16 protein-coding genes are annotated in these 18416 nt (G+C 35.0%); 3 read left to right on the top strand and 13 right to left on the bottom strand.

The genetic code is table 11. From position 1 onward, the window contains the following. Positions 1-85: 85 nt before the first annotated feature. The 11 genes from yigB to pmbA all read right to left on the bottom strand — a co-directional run bounded on the left by yigB (position 86) and on the right by pmbA (position 13021). The gene (gene yigB, locus J6569_RS02020) at positions 86-799 is read right to left on the bottom strand and encodes a 5-amino-6-(5-phospho-D-ribitylamino)uracil phosphatase YigB (protein ID WP_296317365.1); all 714 of its coding nucleotides are present in this window, start codon (positions 797-799) and stop codon (positions 86-88) included. A 2-nt stretch (positions 800-801) separates the two neighbouring features. Then, complete coding sequence (gene xerC / locus J6569_RS02025) at positions 802-1719, bottom strand: tyrosine recombinase XerC (protein ID WP_174799452.1); 918 nt, start codon at positions 1717-1719, stop codon at positions 802-804. 12 nt (positions 1720-1731) lie between these two features. Further along, positions 1732-2469 (bottom strand): DUF484 family protein, encoded by a 738-nt coding sequence (locus J6569_RS02030; protein ID WP_174799451.1) that lies wholly within the window; start codon positions 2467-2469, stop codon positions 1732-1734. A gap of 159 nt (positions 2470-2628) precedes the next feature. Continuing rightward, positions 2629-3453 carry a diaminopimelate epimerase gene (gene dapF, locus J6569_RS02035; protein WP_174799450.1) on the bottom strand — a complete coding sequence of 275 codons (825 nt, stop codon included), beginning with the start codon at positions 3451-3453 and terminating at the stop codon, positions 2629-2631. Between the two features lie 121 nt (positions 3454-3574). Then, positions 3575-4828 carry a diaminopimelate decarboxylase gene (lysA, locus tag J6569_RS02040; RefSeq protein WP_065608838.1) on the bottom strand — a complete coding sequence of 418 codons (1254 nt, stop codon included), beginning with the start codon at positions 4826-4828 and terminating at the stop codon, positions 3575-3577. A 21-nt stretch (positions 4829-4849) separates the two neighbouring features. Beyond that, the gene (locus J6569_RS02045; protein ID WP_141672655.1) at positions 4850-5005 is read right to left on the bottom strand and encodes a lipoprotein; all 156 of its coding nucleotides are present in this window, start codon (positions 5003-5005) and stop codon (positions 4850-4852) included. Between the two features lie 242 nt (positions 5006-5247). After that, positions 5248-7341 carry an ATP-dependent DNA helicase RecG gene (gene recG, locus J6569_RS02050; protein WP_296317369.1) on the bottom strand — a complete coding sequence of 698 codons (2094 nt, stop codon included), beginning with the start codon at positions 7339-7341 and terminating at the stop codon, positions 5248-5250. A gap of 5 nt (positions 7342-7346) precedes the next feature. Then, on the bottom strand, positions 7347-9455 hold the full coding sequence (spoT, locus tag J6569_RS02055; protein WP_296317371.1) for a bifunctional GTP diphosphokinase/guanosine-3',5'-bis pyrophosphate 3'-pyrophosphohydrolase: 2109 nt from the start codon (positions 9453-9455) through the stop codon (positions 7347-7349). 18 nt (positions 9456-9473) lie between these two features. After that, positions 9474-9764, bottom strand: a complete 291-nt coding sequence (gene rpoZ / locus J6569_RS02060; protein ID WP_174799447.1) for a DNA-directed RNA polymerase subunit omega — start codon at positions 9762-9764, stop codon at positions 9474-9476. 153 nt (positions 9765-9917) lie between these two features. Next, positions 9918-11660 carry a SulP family inorganic anion transporter gene (locus J6569_RS02065; protein WP_296317373.1) on the bottom strand — a complete coding sequence of 581 codons (1743 nt, stop codon included), beginning with the start codon at positions 11658-11660 and terminating at the stop codon, positions 9918-9920. An 8-nt stretch (positions 11661-11668) separates the two neighbouring features. Further along, the gene (gene pmbA / locus J6569_RS02070) at positions 11669-13021 is read right to left on the bottom strand and encodes a metalloprotease PmbA (protein WP_296317375.1); all 1353 of its coding nucleotides are present in this window, start codon (positions 13019-13021) and stop codon (positions 11669-11671) included. A 77-nt stretch (positions 13022-13098) separates the two neighbouring features. Between pmbA and yjgA the strand changes: the two genes are divergently transcribed. The 3 genes from yjgA (at position 13099) to J6569_RS02085 (ending at position 14824) form a co-directional block, all read left to right on the top strand. Further along, positions 13099-13635: a ribosome biogenesis factor YjgA gene (gene yjgA / locus J6569_RS02075; RefSeq protein ID WP_065589289.1), complete on the top strand. Its 537-nt coding sequence runs from the start codon at positions 13099-13101 to the stop codon at positions 13633-13635. A 64-nt stretch (positions 13636-13699) separates the two neighbouring features. Then, a complete protein-coding gene (gene ppa / locus J6569_RS02080; RefSeq protein WP_065589290.1) occupies positions 13700-14230 on the top strand; it encodes an inorganic diphosphatase in 531 nt (176 codons plus the stop codon). A gap of 384 nt (positions 14231-14614) precedes the next feature. Further along, positions 14615-14824, top strand: a complete 210-nt coding sequence (locus J6569_RS02085) for a cold shock domain-containing protein (RefSeq protein WP_025315032.1) — start codon at positions 14615-14617, stop codon at positions 14822-14824. Positions 14825-14970: 146 nt separating this feature from the next. Here the strand turns inward: J6569_RS02085 and gapA are convergent, their stop codons facing one another. After that, positions 14971-15969, bottom strand: a complete 999-nt coding sequence (gene gapA, locus J6569_RS02090) for a glyceraldehyde-3-phosphate dehydrogenase (RefSeq protein ID WP_034912538.1) — start codon at positions 15967-15969, stop codon at positions 14971-14973. 487 nt (positions 15970-16456) lie between these two features. Beyond that, a complete protein-coding gene (locus tag J6569_RS02095; RefSeq protein ID WP_065589292.1) occupies positions 16457-17407 on the bottom strand; it encodes a hypothetical protein in 951 nt (316 codons plus the stop codon). Positions 17408-18416 lie beyond the last annotated feature (1009 nt).

Here is an 18416-nt window from a genome sequence, read left to right on the forward strand (position 1 = left end):
TTCTTAGGTAAAAATTTCCATTACTACTAAAGAAACGTATCTTTGCATTTATTTTACTGTTTATTTGTACAGATAAGGAGGTTAATTATAGCAGATTCTCTAATTCTGGCAATTGTGTTATTTCGATGTGAGGTAAACATCTAGTATCATTAAGCTGAAAAATATCCTGATTATAAATATTAATAAAGCAAGCTAAAAAGCCGTTATCAATAGCTCCATTAACATCCGTTAATAAATTGTCACCCACATGTAAAATAGAGTGTGATGAAATATTAAGTTTGTGAGATGCTAAATCAAAAATTTCAGGAAAAGGTTTAGAACGGCCATGTTCACCACCACGTAGTGAAAATTGAAAATAATCACCTATGCCAATTTTGTTAATATCAACATTACCATTAGTAATAACAGCCAAAGGATATTTAGTGGCTAATTTAGTTAATAGTGTATGCGTTGATTCAGGAACGTTCATCTTGTGCCGCCAAACATTAAAACAACTCATTGCTTCATCGATGACATCAGCAAATTTTGATGCTGGTATATTAGTTTTTTTTAATAGCGATGTAATGGTTTGAATTCGCCAAACAATAACATCGTGATAAATTTCAGGGTCAGATGCAAGTACAGCACGCTTTTCAGCAAAATATTCGGGTAAAGTAAGCGTGCGCAATTGTTCATAACCTTGAAGAGTTTTGATCATTTCGTCTTCCGCTTTTTCAACGATCATGCTGTTATTGTATAACGTATCATCTAGATCGAAAGTAAACGCTTTAATCTTATTAATAGATCGATAAAAGTGCATCGTTATTTTCCCCTTTTAGCGCGTGGATGGGCTGAATCATAAACTTCAGATAGATGCGAAAAATCTAAATGCGTATAGACTTGGGTCGTCGATAAATCAGCATGCCCTAACAATTCTTGTACTGCACGCAAATCACCACTTGATTCTAGCATATGAGTTGCAAATGAATGACGTAATTTGTGAGGGTGAACATGACTGCTTAACCCTTGTTTGATTCCCCACTGAGCAAACCGTTTTTCAACATTTCGCGGTGAAATACGCTTACCCAATTTGGAAATAAATAAAGCATCATCTTGTGGTGTTAAAAAATTCCGCATTGACAACCAGTGTTTAATCCATTTGATAGATTCTCGACCTAATGGCAATTTTCGCTCTTTATTCCCCTTACCCATTACGCGAATTTCACCATCAACAAGATTCAATTCTTGACAGTTAAGACCGACTAATTCAGAAAGGCGTAACCCAGAACCATACATAACTTCAAGCATTGTTCTGTCACGAACAGAAAGAGGATCGTTATGATCAATATCAAGCAGTTGATTAATTTCGTCAATATCAATATTTTTGGGTAAGTGTTGACCTAATTTTGGATTTAGCACGCCTCGAGCTGGATTAGCGGTAAGCAGCTCGTTTTTTACCATCCAATCACAAAAACTACGCAAAGCAGAAAGTCTTAATGATAAGCTTCTTGCTTGCAAGCCCGTCTGTTTGCTACGACTGATTAACAATCTAACTGCGGATGAATCCAAATTTTGCCAGTTCGAGATTTCAACTTCACTTGCCAACGAAATAAGTGCATAAAGTTGACGTCGATAATTAATCTGAGTATTTAAGCTTAGTTGCTTTTCTGACTTTAAATAATTTAAAAATTGATCAACAGGCAGCTTTAATGCCGTATTATCATTTTTATTAGGCTGCATAATGCTATGTCCTTATTTTGTTCGCATAATCCATCTGCTAATTAAAATCGGTAAAATTTCACTCATTTTTTCAAGTAATAATGTACCTTGTCCTGCTTGATAATGTTCGGAATTAGCACTAGTAAACATTAAAAGCCCCAAATCACCAAATTGACCTAACAAAGATAATGCCACTGAGCCAACATAACCGTGTTCATCAGGTAATAAAAAATCAAGCTCAGTTGAATTTAATGTACCTAAATACTGTTGACTGTACTGGAAATGTCTAACACGAATAAAATCAAATTGTGATGAATCTAAAGCTATATGATGGTAATTTGATGGCGCATTAAGCAACCATTTGTCACCAAAAAGATATAAATAAGCACCACTAAGTCCTAATGATTTAGCCCATGTGTTTAATAAAACAATAAGTTGATTTAGATCCTGTGCTTTAATTAATTCAATTTGCAGATCCATTAGCTGATTAAACAACAATTCGTTGGCACTGGCATGTTCCAATAATAATGAAATTTCGCACTCTAATTGGTTAATTTTATTGCGCTGACGCGCCATGTTCCATTCTGGTAAAGAAATCATTCCCCTGACAGGATGAGGCACTTGCATACACTCAACATACCGGGCATTTCTCATAAAAAAATCTGGATTATCAATAATATATTGACAAACGATTTCATCATTTAATTTTAATGATGAAGACGATCGCCGAGCTTTTTTTACTCTTAAATTTTGTGTATTTTTACCAACCATAATTAGCGTCTATTGTATTACCGTGTTATCTCATGTTTCTACTGTTTTTTTCGGTTAAAGATAAAAACTTCAATAAAATCAATACCAAACCTGAATGTTTTTTGCCTTGTTATTTTCTGTCAACAAGTTTTAGAATCTATTGGGAGGATGATGTTAAAGTTAAGTAGCAATAAAACCATCATATACATGTGTAGCAGGTCCAGTCATATAAAGTGGTTGATTTCCACCTTTCCATTCAATTAATAATTTGCCACCAGGTAAATTGACATTAACTTGTTGGTTTAATAGTCCTTGATTGATGCCTACTGCTACTGCGGCACAGGCACCAGTACCACAAGCTTGTGTTTCACCAACCCCACGTTCAAATACACGTAAATTAATGTTATTGCGATCAATAATATGCATAAATCCAATATTGGCACGTTCAGGAAAGCGTTCATGTTGTTCTAATAACGGACCTAGTGTTGCCACTTCTGCGGTTAGAATATTATCGACTTGAACAACACAATGAGGATTGCCCATAGATGCAACACCACATAATATAGTCTGTTCTTGTGCTCGGATTATATAAGTTTTTTCTTCTTTTATAGCTTTGAAAGGAATTTTGTTAGGTTCAAAAATAGGCTGTCCCATATTAACACGCACAGTATTATCATCATTTACGGTTAAAACAATATTGCCTTTCATGGTACTAACTTTTAACACTCGTTTTCGGCTAAGGCCTTTTAAACGGACAAAACGTGCAAAACAGCGAGCCCCATTACCACATTGCTCAACTTCAGAACCATCTGAATTAAAAATACGATAATGAAAATCACTATCTGGTACATAAGGTGGCTCAACAATAAGAAGTTGATCAAACCCGACACCAGTATATCGATCTGCCATACGTTTAATCATTTCTGTCGAAAGATGAACATTTTGTGTCACAGCATCAATAACCATAAAATCATTTCCGAGTCCATGCATTTTTGAAAAGTTCATCGCTAGTTTACCTTCTGTTGTCAAACATGTTTTTATTTTTAACTTTTAGTCTAAACTGGTTACCAACATCAACTAAAAGAGGAATGCTATTATAATTAAGCATTCAATAACCTGTTAAATATTATAAAACTACTTCACCTCGCCATAAATCATCGAAGGATTCACGCTGGCGAATTAATTTATGTTGTTTATCATCAATAAGCATCACTTCTGCTGGTCGTAAATGGCTATTATAATTTGATGCCATACTAAAGCCATAAGCACCAGCACTACAAATTACCAACAAATCATCTTGTTTAACCGAAAGCTCACGCTGATAAGCCAACACATCGCTAGATTCGCAAATAGGTCCCACAACATTATAGACCAAAAATTCATCACCAGTTTGTGGTTGCTTTTCAGGTAACACTCTCATCCAAGCATCGTAAAGAGCGGGACGAATTAAGTCATTCATACCTGCATCGACAATTGCAAAATGGTTATTATCTTGGTGTTTGGTATATTCCACCTTAGTAATTAGCAAACCTGAATTAGCAACAATCGAACGCCCAGGTTCGAACAAAATTTCAATATCAGGATAATCAACTAATTTGTTCTTAAGCTCGGTTACAAGTTGCGATGCTGTTGGTGGTTGTTCGTTATCATAACAGACCCCTAAACCTCCACCTAAATCAATATGTTCAATTACAATATTATTAGATTGCAATTTATCAACTAAAGCGAGTATACGATCGGCAGCATCAAGAAATGGTGACAATTGAGTTAATTGAGAGCCAATATGGCAATCAATACCAACGATTTTAATGTTAGCTAATGAGCTTGCCTTTCGATAAACATTTAAAGCTAACTCATAGCTAATACCAAATTTATTTTCGCGAAGACCTGTTGAAATATAAGGATGTGTTTTAGCATCCACATCAGGATTGATTCTCAATGAAATCGGTGCAATTTTACCTAATCTTTTAGCAACTTCATCAACTCGGTATAATTCAGCCTCAGATTCAACATTAAAGCACTTAATACCAACTTCAAGCGCACGTTCAATTTCAACTATTGATTTAGCAACACCTGAAAAGACAATTTTTTTAGGATCTGCTCCTGCTTTTAATACTCGTTCTAACTCACCTTGTGAAACAATATCAAAACCAGCACCCAGTTTTGCAAGTAAACTCAAAACAGCCAAATTACTATTAGCTTTAACCGCATAACAAACCAAATGTTTATTATTAACCAAAGCATGTTCATACTCTAAAAACTGTTTACTTATGTATTCGGCCGAATAAACATATAATGGTGTACCATACTGCTTAGCAAGATCCGCTATCGCTATCTGATTGGCAAATAAACGATTTTGTTGATAATTTAAAAAATCCATCATGTTATTCCATTATGCAATTTAAATAAATAAACCAGATTGAATTGAAGCAGTTGTTAGTTTTGTTTGTTGCATTGCTGTTTTTTCAACTGGATGATAAAGCGGACCTTTTAATCCACATCCTACTAATGCCAATGTAACAAAACAGATAGGGAGTAATTTTATAGTTGATTTCATACAATATTCGCAATTCTTTCCATTTTTTATAATACTATCTATATTACACGATAGGCACAATGCTGCAAAGCGCAAATCATCATGCGAACATAAACAGATATATAAAATAAGTAAATATATTAAATTAAAGGTACAAGACTACATTCTACACATCAAATTACTATGCAATAAACCGTTACACAATTTGTAGATATGATTCAGATTGATAATTTCAAAACTTATCAGAAAAAATCAGCTAAGTTTTATGCATTAATATACTTTTCACGATTTGGAAGCCAACAATCAACTAATTGTTCAGCACTGTGTGGATGGTTTTTTTGGATGTCATAAGATATATTTTGAATTTCACTAATCAAATGCTGGTCGCGAATCAAATCAACAACTTTAAAATTAGCTGTACCCATTTGCCGAGTCCCTAAAATTTCACCACCACCACGAAGTTCAAGATCTTTTTGGGCAATAACAAATCCATCAGTACTTTCACGCATTACCTTCATGCGTGCTTGAGCAACTTTACTTAGAGGAGCTTGATACATTAATACACAATGAGATACTGCCGTGCCACGTCCAACTCGCCCACGCAACTGATGTAACTGAGCTAAACCTAAACGTTCTGCATTTTCGATAATCATTAAACTAGCATTAGGAACATCAACACCAACTTCAATAACTGTTGTAGCAACCAGCAGTTGAATTTTTCCTGCTTTAAACTCTTGCATAACTGATTGTTTTAAATCAGACTTCATTTTACCATGCACTAACGCAATATTTAAATGCGGCAAACGCATTTGCAATTCTGCAACCAGCATTTCAGCCGCTTGTGCGTCAAGTATTTCGGACTCTTCGACCAAAGTACACACCCAATAAACTTGGCGGTTTGCTAAGCAAGCTTGATTTACACGTTCAATAATTTCATCTCGGCGATTATTAGGTATTACAACTGTGTTAATTGGTGTTCTTCCTGGAGGTAATTCATCAATAACAGAAACATCTAAATCAGCATAGACTGTCATGGCTAATGTTCTTGGAATAGGCGTTGCTGTCATAATTAATTGATGCGGATAAAGATGATCTTTAATTCCTTTTTCCCAAAGACTTAGGCGCTGATTAACACCAAATCGATGCTGTTCATCAATGATGACAAGACCTAACGAGGTGAATTCTACTTTATCAACAAATACTGCATGAGTACCAATTAACATAGTAATTTCACCCTTTTGAAGGCGTTCATAACGCTGTCGCTTATTTTTGGCGGTTAATCTTCCTGACAACCAATCAACACTAATTCCCAACGGCTCAAACCAAGTACTAAAATTATTATAATGTTGCTCGGCTAATATTTCTGTTGGTGCCATCAAAACCACTTGGCAACCATTTTCAATTGCATTCAACGCTGCTAAAGCTGCTACTAATGTTTTACCAGAACCAACATCACCTTGAATTAATCGCATCATAGGTACTGGTTTTGCCATATCGAGATAAATCTCTTGCACAACTCGCTGTTGAGCATGGGTTGGCGTGAAAGGTAATGATGATAAAAACGGGTTGATCAAGCGTTGAGTTGGGGAAAACAAGTGTGCCTGCTGTCTTTGATTATGTTTTTTTATCATTAACATACTCAGATGATAAGCAATCAATTCCTCAAAAATAAACCGCTTAATAGCTGGGTGATCACCCGACTCCAACTGTTCAATCTCAGTATCAATGGGGGGATTGTGAATAATATTTAAAGAATCAAAAGCCGACAAAAACCGATAAGCCAACTGAGGAGGTAAAACTTCTTCTGAAGGATTATTTTTCAACAAAATTAGCGCAGCCATAATTGACCGTCGAATCACAGCCTGAGTTAATCCATAAGTAGTTGAATAAATAGGTGTGTATCTTTCTTGATCATCTTCTAACTTGATAGATTTTTCGTCTCGACTTGTTTTTAATTTAAATTGCGGATGAATTATTTCAAGATAATTTTTACCGCGTTTTATTTCACCATAAGCACTGATCCATTTACCTTTAATTAGCGAAGCCTTCATACTAGCAGTAAAATGCATAAATCGTAATATTGCAATACCAGAATCATCTTGAACGTAACAAACTAGCATTTGTTTGCGACCAAAAGCAATTTCACTTTTAATAATAACACCTTCAATTGTCGTAAATTCGCCAATATTGGCGTCAGCAATAGCACAAGATGAAGTACGATCTTCATAACGTAAAGGAAAATGCAATAACAGATCTTTAACGGTATAGATACCTAATGTATTGAATTTTTTTTCTAGACTTTCACCAATCCCCGTTAGTTTTATCAACGGCAAATGGTCGAAAAAACGATTTATCATAATGACTAATTTATATTTCGTTTAACACTTACTACATCAGGTTGTAGTAACATTTTACGAATTAATTCATTAAGTTGCTGGGTATTTTTTACTTCTATCTGTAGAATAACAGTATAAATCTGCCTATCTTTTTCTTCGGTATTTAGCCATTGCAAGCGAGTATTTTCGTCATTAATAATTGAAAGTATATGCGCCAAAGAACCCTGAGTATTTAAAATATCGAGCCAAATTTCAGCAACAAAACGTTGAGAAATATCGGGAGCCCATTTAAGTGAGATATATTTTTCTGGATTATTTTGATAACCAGTAACATTTCGACAAGATTCATGATGCACAATTAACCCCTTCTCTGGACTAACATGCCCAACAATAGGATCATTAGGAATTGGATGACAACACTTAGAAAATGTAACAGAAACTCCTTCACTGCCAGTAATAACAAGAGTTTTATTTGGCTCTGATTTATTTTGCAGCAGCGCTTTATGTTCTAAACCTTTGGCAATAAAATGGCTCATAATATTACCTAATCCGATTTCGACTAAGACATCATCAAAATTGGACAATTTGGCTAACTCAACCACTCTAGCCTTTTGGCTTTCTGACAGTCCACTAATACCGCCTGATTTAACTAACGAAAGATTCAATAAACGTCGACCCAATTCAATTGCATCTTCACGCTTAAGAGTTTTAAGCGCCTGACGAATACGCGACTTCGCTCTAGCACTAACCACAAAATTTAACCAACTAGCATTAGGATGGCCCTCAGGGGAAATAATAATTTCAACTGTTTGCCCACTGCTTAATGGTTGTGATAAAGGATAAGGTTTACGATCAACAATTGCGCCAATGCATTGATAACCAATATCAGAATGGACTGCATAAGCAAGATCAACTGCGGTTGCTCCTTCTGGTAATTGCACAATACGTCCTTTGGGAGTAAAAACGTAAATTTCTTTAGGAAACAAATCAGATTTAACATTTTCGATAAATTCGAAAGAATTCCCTACGCTTTGTTGCAATTCTAACAGGCTTTGCATCCAGCGCTGAGCTTTAATTTGCGCAGTAGTATTGTTTAATTCATCAACTGCATTATACGCCCAATGAGCAGCAACACCCATTTCAGCCATTTGATCCATATCTTCGGTACGAATTTGGACTTCAACTGGTGTACCGTGAGGGCCTATTAACGATGAATGCAATGATTGGTAGCCATTTGCTTTGGGAATAGCGATATAATCTTTAAAACGATTAAGACGTGGTTTATACAAATTATGTACCAGTCCAAGAGCACGATAACAACCATCAACATCTTTTACCACAATTCTAAAAGTGTAAATATCCATGATAGAATGAAAATGTTGTTCACGTAGTTTCATCTTTTGATAAATAACATAGATATTTTTCTCGATACCAGTAACTTCTGCACAAATATGAGCGTCATGTAATCGCCCACGGATTTCAGACAAAATTTGTTGAATTAGCTCTTTTCGCGTATTTCGCGCTGTTTTAACGACTTTTTCAATCACTTTAGCTCGATTTGGATGCATTGCTGTAAAGCCCAAAATCTCAAGTTCTGTTTTGATGTGATTGATACCTAAACGATGAGCCAAAGGTGCGTAAATTTCAAGGGTTTCTTTAGCAATGCGACGACGTTTATCAGGTCTTAAAGCACTAAGTGTACGCATGTTATGCGTACGATCAGCAAGTTTAATTAAAATTACACGCACATCCTCAGTCATAGCAAGCACCATTTTCCGAAAATTTTCAGCTTGTGCTTCTTGCCTGTTACGGAATTTTAATTTATCAAGTTTAGAGACACCTTCGACTAAAATGGCAACATGTTTACCAAATTTGTCGGTAATATCTTGAAAAGTGACAGGAGTGTCTTCAATAGTATCGTGTAAAAGTGCGGCAATAACTGTTTCATAATCAAGCCGCATCTCAGCTAGATATGTTGCAACTGCAACTGGGTGAGTAATATAAGGTTCACCACTACATCGGAATTGCCCTTCATGTGCATTTTTAGCAAAAAGATAAGCATCTTGTATCAATTCGACTTGTTTAGACGGAAGATAAGATGCTACAACCTCTTTTAAGCCATCAAAATATTGCATAAGCAATTCCTGTAAAGCTTATTCGTATGATGGTGTGTTTTCGAGAAGAATCGACTCATGAAGTGTTGCTCGTGTTTCTTCCTCTTTGTTTTGACGAGCTTGAAAATCAGCAATATCAAGAATCTGTTTATTAACAAGACCATTTTCAATTTCACGTAAAGCAATAACAGTTTCTTTGTCGTTCTCTTCAGGAACATGTGGTGATTTATTTTCCACTTGTAATTGACGAGCGCGTCTCGCTGCTACAAGAACGAGATCAAAGCGATTACCAATTTTTTCTACTGCATCTTGAACAGTTACACGTGCCATTTTTACCTCTAATTTTTTACTAAAATACTTTATTTGAAAGATCTAATATTGTACTTAAATTTGTAGGCGATTGTCTATATTAATATTACTTTATCTGTCAATAATTGAGAAATGTCAGATAATTAAAACAGATCCTACATATTTGATGAATAGTCATGATAAATGTTCAGATTCATCATCAGTTTTATTATCCATATGGCCCTTACTTTGAGCTAACTTAACTGCAAAATAAAGATCATAAGCAAACTCGATATACTCATCATCAAGCTTAATATTCATCTGTTTAAACCAATTTTTAAGTGTTTTACGTCGACCAGATAAAATTAGGGTAACATTTCTTACTTTTAAAGACTTCACTAATTCATCAATTCCCGACAGCACACTCACATCTTTATAAGTAAAACAAGGGATTGCATCGACAATAACATAGCTTATTGGATCACTAGACTCATCAATATAACTGATAATTCTTCGTTTAAAATAAGCGATATTGAAATAAGTTAGCGGAGAATTAAATCGATAAATCATTGTATTACTGATCGGTTGCACATTTTGGCTTATGGAATGAATCCGACCACTTTCATCAACACCTAATAACTGATCTTTAGGTCTAAATACTCGACGTAAAAATAAAAATAACCCCAGTAGTACCGCTAACGCCATACCAGGAATAATCCCTATAACAAGTACTGAAATAAGTGTTATCAAACTCAAATAAAAAGCGTCTCGATCAAATTTAAAAAAGCGAACGATGGTTTGAAAATTAATGAGTGAAATTGAAGAATATATTAAAATAACCCCTAACACACAAGTTGGAATATATTGTAAAGGCGAAAGGAAAAACAATACCACAATACCAATTAATATTGCTGCAATAATCGAAACTAGTTGCGTTTTACCTCCATTTGCATCATTTACAGCTGTTCTTGATGATGTACCACTAACAACAAACCCTTGTGATAACCCTGCTACAATATTAGCTATACCTAACGCTTTAAATTCAACATCGGCATTGGTTTCATAGTTATTTTTTGATGCAAAACTGCGTACAGTTATCATCATACTAACAAAACAGATGATAGCAATATTAAGTGAAGGAACAACTAAATCACGCATTAATCCTTTATCAAAATCAAGCCATGACTCGGTAGGAATAAAATCACTGCTAACATTACCAATAATACGAATATTAAAATATTCAAAATTAAACACCCACGAAAAAAACGTCATCACAATAACAGCTAATAAAGGTGCAGGATATAGAGGTTTTAATCGCTTTAAGGCAATTAAAATAGACAAAGTAAAAAACGAAACGAGTGCAGTGCCTATATGAATTTCTGACAATTTAAAAGGGAAATAGACTATTCGCTCAATCAAATAAGAATAATCGTAGCTAAAGCCTAAAGTCTTGGCTAACTGATCGACCATAATGGTAATTGATATGCCATTAAGCAAACCAATTAAAATAGGCTGACTAAGTAAGTCGGCTAAAGCACCAAGATGTAACTTTCCAGCAATGATACACCAAATGCCTATCATTATTGTTAATATAATAACTAATTGCCAGCGCAATATTGGATCATTAGCCGCTAAAGGTAACACAACAGCGGCAACTACAGCACAAGTTGCTGTATCAGGTCCTACAATCAATTGTTTAGAAGAACCAAAAAACGCATATACAATTAAAGGCAAAATGGTCGAATACAGTCCAGCTATAGCGCCAACACCAGTCAATTCAGCATAAGCAATTGAAACAGGTAACGAAACAGCAGCAACTGATAAACCAGCTTTAATATCAAAATTAAGATATTCTCGTTTATACTGTAATAAACTGCCTAATCCAGGCATCCATGAAATTAGTTTTTGAAAAAAAGTACTTTTTAACAAATCAGCCATGCTAATCCTTATTTCCCCGCTATACTCATATCATCAATCAAAATTGAGCCACATTGAATACTTGTTCTTGTTTCGATATCATTTCCAATTTCCACAATGTTTTTATACATATCTTTAAGATTACCGGCAATGGTTATTTCACTAACTGGATATTGAATTTTTCCGTTCTCAACCCAAAATCCTGTAGCTCCACGCGAATAATCACCAGTCACACTATTAACACCTTGCCCCATTAACGAAGCCACCAAAACACCTTTATCCAATTTTTTTAGCATCTCATCAAAACTAGCATTTGCATGGCTTGGCGATACAAACCAATTATGAATCCCACCTGCATGCCCAGTCGATTTTAAGCCTAATTTACGTGCTGAATAATTGCCTAACAAATAAGTTTGTAATACACCTTGCTCAACAATATTGCGCTTAACTGTTTTTGTCCCTTCACTATCAAAAGGCGATGATCCAACGCCTTTTAAAATAAAAGGATCCTCATAAATAGTTAACCAATTAGGAAAAATCACCTTCCCTACACTATTTAAAAGAAAAGAAGATTTACGATAAATGGCACCGCCACTTATAGCACCTACTAAATGCCTAATGAGTCCAACGGCAACTTCTGCACTAAATAACACAGGAGTTTGCATTGTTGCGATCTGTTTAGCGCCTAAATGTGAGATCGCCCTATCAGCCGCCTGCACACCAATCCAATCAGCGGACTTAAGCTGACTATAATCACGTGATGAAGTATAAGCATAATTACTTTCCATCTGCCCTGCTTGTTGAGCAATAACTGAGCATGAAAGTGAATGTGAACTTGCGCAATAACCTTGCAACATCCCCAAACTATTACCATAAACATAAACGCCATAGCGACTACTAAAATAACCGCCATCAGAATTAATCAATTTGGAATGATTTAACGCAGTTAATTCGGCTTGTTTAGCCTGTTCAATGGCATTATCAACGTTCAAATCACTAGGATGAAATAAATCTAAATCGGGTGGATTAAATGCCATTTGACTCACATCACCCAAACCTGAACAAGGATCTGGCGAAGTATATTGCATAATATCAATCGCCATATTCACCGTTTGCAAAATAGCCTGAGAAGACAAATCATTGGTAGAAGCACTCCCTTTACGTTTATTTTGATAAACAGTAATAGATAACGCACCATCACTATTAAATTCAACATTCTCGGTTTCACCCATGCGAGTGCTAACATTAATACCTGTTGACTTATTAATCGATACCTCAACTTCATCAACACGTGACTTTGCTTGCTCAATAGCATTAGCAACAATTGCCGATAAAGTTTCTTTTTGATTTAAAGCTTCTTTTTTAATCTGTTCAATACTCATTTTATTATTTTCTACAATTCTGCTAGCGATACGCTATAATAAGCTAGAATTACACAATAGTTAACAAAAGAAATAACATGAATTACAATCAAGAGACAAATCTAGAACCCAACTTCGCTATTGACACTGAAGATGACGAAATCATCTACGTTAGTAAAAGTGAAATTAAACGTGATGCTGAAGCTTTAAAAAAATTAGGGATTGAACTTGTCAAGCTAAGCAAAAACGAACTTGAAAAAATTCCTCTCGATGAAGATCTCACTTATGCAATTGGACTTGCGCAGAAAATAAAAAAAGAAGGGTATCGCCGCCAAATTCAATACATTGGTAAACTGCTGCGTAACCGAGATATTGACCCAATTAGTCAAGCACTTGATAAACTTAAAAATCGCCATAATCAGCAAATCGCCCTATTTCACAAACTTGAAAAACTTCGTGATGAATTGATTGCAACTGGCGATGCCGAAACTATTATCGGTTTGTACCCAACTGCCGATCGTCAGCAATTACGAACCTTAGCCCGTTTAGCAAAAAAAGAGCAAGAAACAAACAAGCCAACCAAAACGGCAAGACAAATTTTTCAATATTTAAAAGAATTGAGCGACACTGAATAATCTTTATAAGGTGCGCTTATTATTATTCACAAACACTATATAAACTTAGATAGAGGATACAAAAATGGGACTTTTAAATGTACCAGCAGGTAAAGAATTACCAGATGATATTTACGTTGTGATTGAAATTCCAGCCAATGCAGATCCAATTAAATATGAAGTTGATAAAGACACTGGCGCTGTATTTGTTGACCGTTTTATGGCTACAGCAATGTTTTATCCATGTAACTATGGTTATATTAATCACACATTATCATTAGATGGCGATCCAGTTGATGTATTAGTCCCAACGCCATACCCATTACAACCAGGCTCAGTTATTCGTTGCCGCCCAGTTGGTGTATTAAAAATGACAGACGAAGCAGGTCAAGATGCAAAACTAGTTGCAGTACCTCACAGCAAACTATCAAAAGAATATGATCACATTAAAGATGTTGATGATTTACCTGAATTACTCAAATCACAAATCAAACACTTTTTTGAACAATACAAAGCATTAGAGAAAGGTAAATGGGTGAAAGTTGACGGATGGGATAACGCAGATGCCGCCCGTAAAGAAATTATTGAGTCATTTGAACGAGCAAAAAACAAATAAAGTTCAATAAAAAATATTTTTATCAAGGCCATAAATATTATTTTATGGCTTTTTTATTTTTCATAATTTTTAGTGACTTTAAAAATCAATTAAAATTTCAACGTCCAAAATTTGACTTTTATCAATTAAAAAATAATTTCCTGAAAATTCAATAAAACTTTTTTTTTTATAAAAAAAAATTATTATTCACATCTTGCTTTTGATTATAATTTATGCGGTAATATCACTGGGTAAACAACAAAGTACAAAATAGTGAATAACAATGAACCACAATAATGTATTTTTAAGCACATTATCTTGGCTTTTAGTTACATTATTAACACGATGTTAAAACCCATACGGCCGTAATGGCTAATTATTAATTATTGTTAGGATGTCTAGTAAATGAATAAAAAAACAGGCCAAGTAAAATGGTTTAATGAAAGTAAAGGTTTTGGTTTTATTACCCCTGCGGATGGAAGTAAAGATGTATTTGTTCACTTTTCAGCTATTTCAGGTGATGGTTTTAAAACATTAGCTGAAGGACAACAAGTTGAATTTGCTATCCAAGATAGCCCTCGTGGACCTGCAGCTGCTGAAGTCGTTGTAATCTAATTGAAACTTTAGAATTTCATATTAGAAAAACGCTCACTCACAAAGTGAGCGTTTTTTTTGTCTCTAAAAAAACTAAAAATCTCTCTAAAATGAGAACATAAAAAAAGCGACCCTAAGGTCGCCTTATAAACAAAGTTAAATATCAATTATTTTTTAGAAATAACTGCGATTAAATCTAATACTTTGTTTGAATAACCTACTTCATTGTCATACCAAGAAACAAGTTTAACAAAGTTATCACTTAATTGGATACCAGCTTTAGCATCAAATACTGAAGTACAAACTTCACCTAAGAAATCAGTAGAAACAACATCATCTTCGGTATAGCCAAGAACGCCTTTCATTGGGCCTTCAGCAGCGGCTTTGATTGCTTTACAGATATCTTCATATTTAGCTGGTTTTTCTAAACGAGCAGTTAAGTCAACAACAGAAACGTCTGGAGTAGGAACTCGGAAAGCCATACCAGTTAATTTACCGTTTAATTCAGGGATAACTTTACCAACCGCCTTAGCAGCACCAGTTGATGAAGGGATGATGTTTTGAGCAGCACCACGACCACCACGCCAATCTTTATGAGATGGACCATCTACAGTTTTTTGAGTTGCAGTTGTTGCATGAACAGTTGTCATTAATGCTTCAACAATACCAAAGTTATCGTTGATAACTTTAGCTAAAGGCGCTAAACAGTTAGTTGTACAAGAAGCATTAGAAACGATATCTTGACCAGCATAATCTTTATCATTAACACCGATAACAAACATTGGAGTGCTGTCTTTAGAAGGGCCAGTTAAAACAACTTTCTTAGCACCAGCTTGGATGTGTTTACGAGCAGTTTCATCAGTTAAGAATAAACCAGTTGCTTCAGCGACAACATCAACACCAACTTCATTCCATTTTAAGTTTGCAGGATCACGTTCAGCAGTAACACGAATTGCTTTACCATTAACGACTAATTTACCATCTTTAACTTCAACTGTACCGTCAAAACGACCATGTGTTGAATCATATTTAAGCATATAAGCCATATACTCAACATCTAATAAATCGTTGATAGCAACGATTTCAATGTCTGAACGTTTTTGAGCAGCACGGAAAACAATACGGCCAATACGGCCAAAGCCATTAATACCTACTTTGATTGTCATAACAATTACCTTCTTTTTAGTGTTTTTAATGTTAAAAATCTTTCCTGTAAACTATCAAATTTTAAAGATTTATTCAAGAAGATTCCTAATAATTAAACACGAATTGATTAAATAGATTAAACTGAATGTAATTTATATTAATTATTATAAATAAAATCATGATATTGTAAAAAATAACCTGACGTAGTAAGCCGTACTATAATCAAAAACCGTCCCAAAACTAAATAACAAACCAATAACTTAGTTTTCAGTTTTCGATATATTCTAACGTCGTGAAAAGACAGGCATATTAATTTTACAATATGTAGGATTTTCACCTTAAAACATTTCAGACAGAAATCTGATTTTATTGGAATTTTTTCAAATAAACGTATTTACTATCTAATAGTAAATACGCAAACTAGGGGGCTTTACCTTACATGGAAACTTTTTTAATGCTTGTTCCTTATTAGCACCATAAACTTAACCACATTCCAAAGATTAAAAGCTAAGGAGTAACGCAAAGACCCCGCGGGCTATTACTCGATTGGTTGAAGTACACATCACCAACATCTGAGTCCACATCAAACTGAGTATTTCCAGCCGTGTCGCTTGTCCAGTATTGGTAGTCATAGACGAAACCTGCTCCAGCATAAAGGTACGTACCGCCCCACTCAGTGAAAAATCCTGCTCCTATTCGACGCTGATAATGATTACCACTTGATGATGGCGTAGCGCCGACAGAGCCTTTACACCAATCACCTTCCCATGTACCCAAACAGATTGCGTTCGTTAGATCCTTTACTTGCGGCACTCGATAGCCTAAATATCTACACCACGCTTCTGTATTAGAATAGTTATCTTGTTTATCTTTACGGTTCACGAACCACTTCTGTAATACAAATCCATATTTTACCAGCTCATTACCAGTACTAATATCTCTACCCACTAACTCAAAAATCTGCGGTAACCTTGGCACAGCAATTCGATTAGGATAATGATTATTTATTTGAGCGCTTGCCTCAGGACCTTTTAGCGTAACGCGCGCTATAATTTCTCCTCCAGATGTAAGCCAATCATCTTCAGCCCATATCCATGTCACTGTGGCTGTTATTCCCCCATGTGTAACTGGCTCCCATACCAATTGGCGTGCATCAATTTCCTCTATAACTAAATCAAAATATAATCCATCAGCGCCTGTAGTCGGAAAATTAAGGCCGTATGATGCAGGATTGGTTGATTGAACTAAAAAGCCCTCATCAGGATTCCATATATCAGCTGGACCTGCGAAGTTGACTCCACTAATATCCACACCATTTTTACCAAATAGCAGATTCGGCCTTGCATAATTGATAACTACCGACTGTGGTAGCATTATTGCATCACTACGATGATTATTTACACGACCACTTTTACTAGTTAATGCCTGTAAACTCCATGAAGATGACAGTAATAACACCCCCAACACCAATAGGCTTTTTGGAAACAATTTCGATAATACGTTGAGAGATAATTTGGAAGATATAAATAAGTTTCGTGTAAAAATTCGTCGAATAAGATTATTTAATAAATTTAAGACATAGGTTAGCCAGTGCTGGTGTCTGGTGTCTGGTGTCTAAAATGATAATGCATTATGGTTTACCTGTCAAGTAATAACTTGTTTTATTTAGATTTTTTATAATTATTTGCTTATTTAATAAACTTGCTTTCCTATAGCGATAAAAGTATAACCATTTAAGATATAGTTGGCTAGTTTTTTAGCGGATTTTTTGTAAAGAAATGTAAAGATAAAACAATTCGACTTTATAGATAGGTTAATTTTATAATTAAAATAGGGTGTTAGCTTTATAGCTTTTGAATTTTGTCGGAATAACTGATATTGGTGATAACGTTTAATTTAAGAATTTTGAGCGTAACATCTTACAAATCACATGGCTACAAAATATAAACTACGGTACCCAACGCCCACGCTCGCTCTTAACCATCGGCATGATTTACTCAAATCATTATGATATTCGCCTTTTTTAAGCCTATTTGCTTTGCTCAGAAGTGCCAAATTGTTCCTGATAAATTGGCATCCATAACAAAGCACAAACTCGCCAAACAGTCCTATTTGGCGTGCTGCCCTCAGTCTATCAGCAAAGCACTCCGACACAGTTAAAAGATAGGTAAATTAACCTTGCCGTGTTGTGTGTTTTCTCTAAAATAGCTCAGGTAGACTATTGATTTTATTGAAGTTTTTGTTTTACTTAATTTAAGTAATTATTAGCTAATTTCTGTTTTTATTACAATGTTTTTGCTGTGTTTTTTGTGCCTTGCACACAACTAATAACTTTCGTTAGTTAACACACTATGGGATATAAATTTACTTTTATACTAAATAGATGTTTTATTGGAGCGGGAAACGAGGTTCGAACTCGCGACCCCGACCTTGGCAAGGTCGTGCTCTACCAACTGAGCTATTCCCG

The sequence above is a fragment of the Gilliamella sp. genome, assembly GCF_024104075.1.
In the GTDB taxonomy this organism is placed as follows: Bacteria; Pseudomonadota; Gammaproteobacteria; order Enterobacterales; family Orbaceae; genus Gilliamella; species Gilliamella bombi.

Bases quoted from the DNA above. Each gene is read 5' to 3' on its own strand.
- lysA (WP_065608838.1), bottom strand. From the start codon at position 4,828: ATGGATTTTTTAAATTATCAACAAAATCGTTTATTTGCCAATCAGATA.
- dapF (WP_174799450.1), bottom strand. From the start codon at position 3,453: ATGAACTTTTCAAAAATGCATGGACTCGGAAATGATTTTATGGTTATT.
- J6569_RS02065 (WP_296317373.1), bottom strand. From the start codon at position 11,660: ATGGCTGATTTGTTAAAAAGTACTTTTTTTCAAAAACTAATTTCATGG.
- J6569_RS02030 (WP_174799451.1), bottom strand. From the start codon at position 2,469: ATGGTTGGTAAAAATACACAAAATTTAAGAGTAAAAAAAGCTCGGCGA.
- yjgA (WP_065589289.1), top strand. From the start codon at position 13,099: ATGAATTACAATCAAGAGACAAATCTAGAACCCAACTTCGCTATTGAC.
- ppa (WP_065589290.1), top strand. From the start codon at position 13,700: ATGGGACTTTTAAATGTACCAGCAGGTAAAGAATTACCAGATGATATT.
- yigB (WP_296317365.1), bottom strand. From the start codon at position 799: ATGCACTTTTATCGATCTATTAATAAGATTAAAGCGTTTACTTTCGAT.
- pmbA (WP_296317375.1), bottom strand. From the start codon at position 13,021: ATGAGTATTGAACAGATTAAAAAAGAAGCTTTAAATCAAAAAGAAACT.
- rpoZ (WP_174799447.1), bottom strand. From the start codon at position 9,764: ATGGCACGTGTAACTGTTCAAGATGCAGTAGAAAAAATTGGTAATCGC.
- J6569_RS02045 (WP_141672655.1), bottom strand. From the start codon at position 5,005: ATGAAATCAACTATAAAATTACTCCCTATCTGTTTTGTTACATTGGCA.
- recG (WP_296317369.1), bottom strand. From the start codon at position 7,341: ATGATAAATCGTTTTTTCGACCATTTGCCGTTGATAAAACTAACGGGG.
- J6569_RS02085 (WP_025315032.1), top strand. From the start codon at position 14,615: ATGAATAAAAAAACAGGCCAAGTAAAATGGTTTAATGAAAGTAAAGGT.
- xerC (WP_174799452.1), bottom strand. From the start codon at position 1,719: ATGCAGCCTAATAAAAATGATAATACGGCATTAAAGCTGCCTGTTGAT.
- gapA (WP_034912538.1), bottom strand. From the start codon at position 15,969: ATGACAATCAAAGTAGGTATTAATGGCTTTGGCCGTATTGGCCGTATT.
- spoT (WP_296317371.1), bottom strand. From the start codon at position 9,455: ATGCAATATTTTGATGGCTTAAAAGAGGTTGTAGCATCTTATCTTCCG.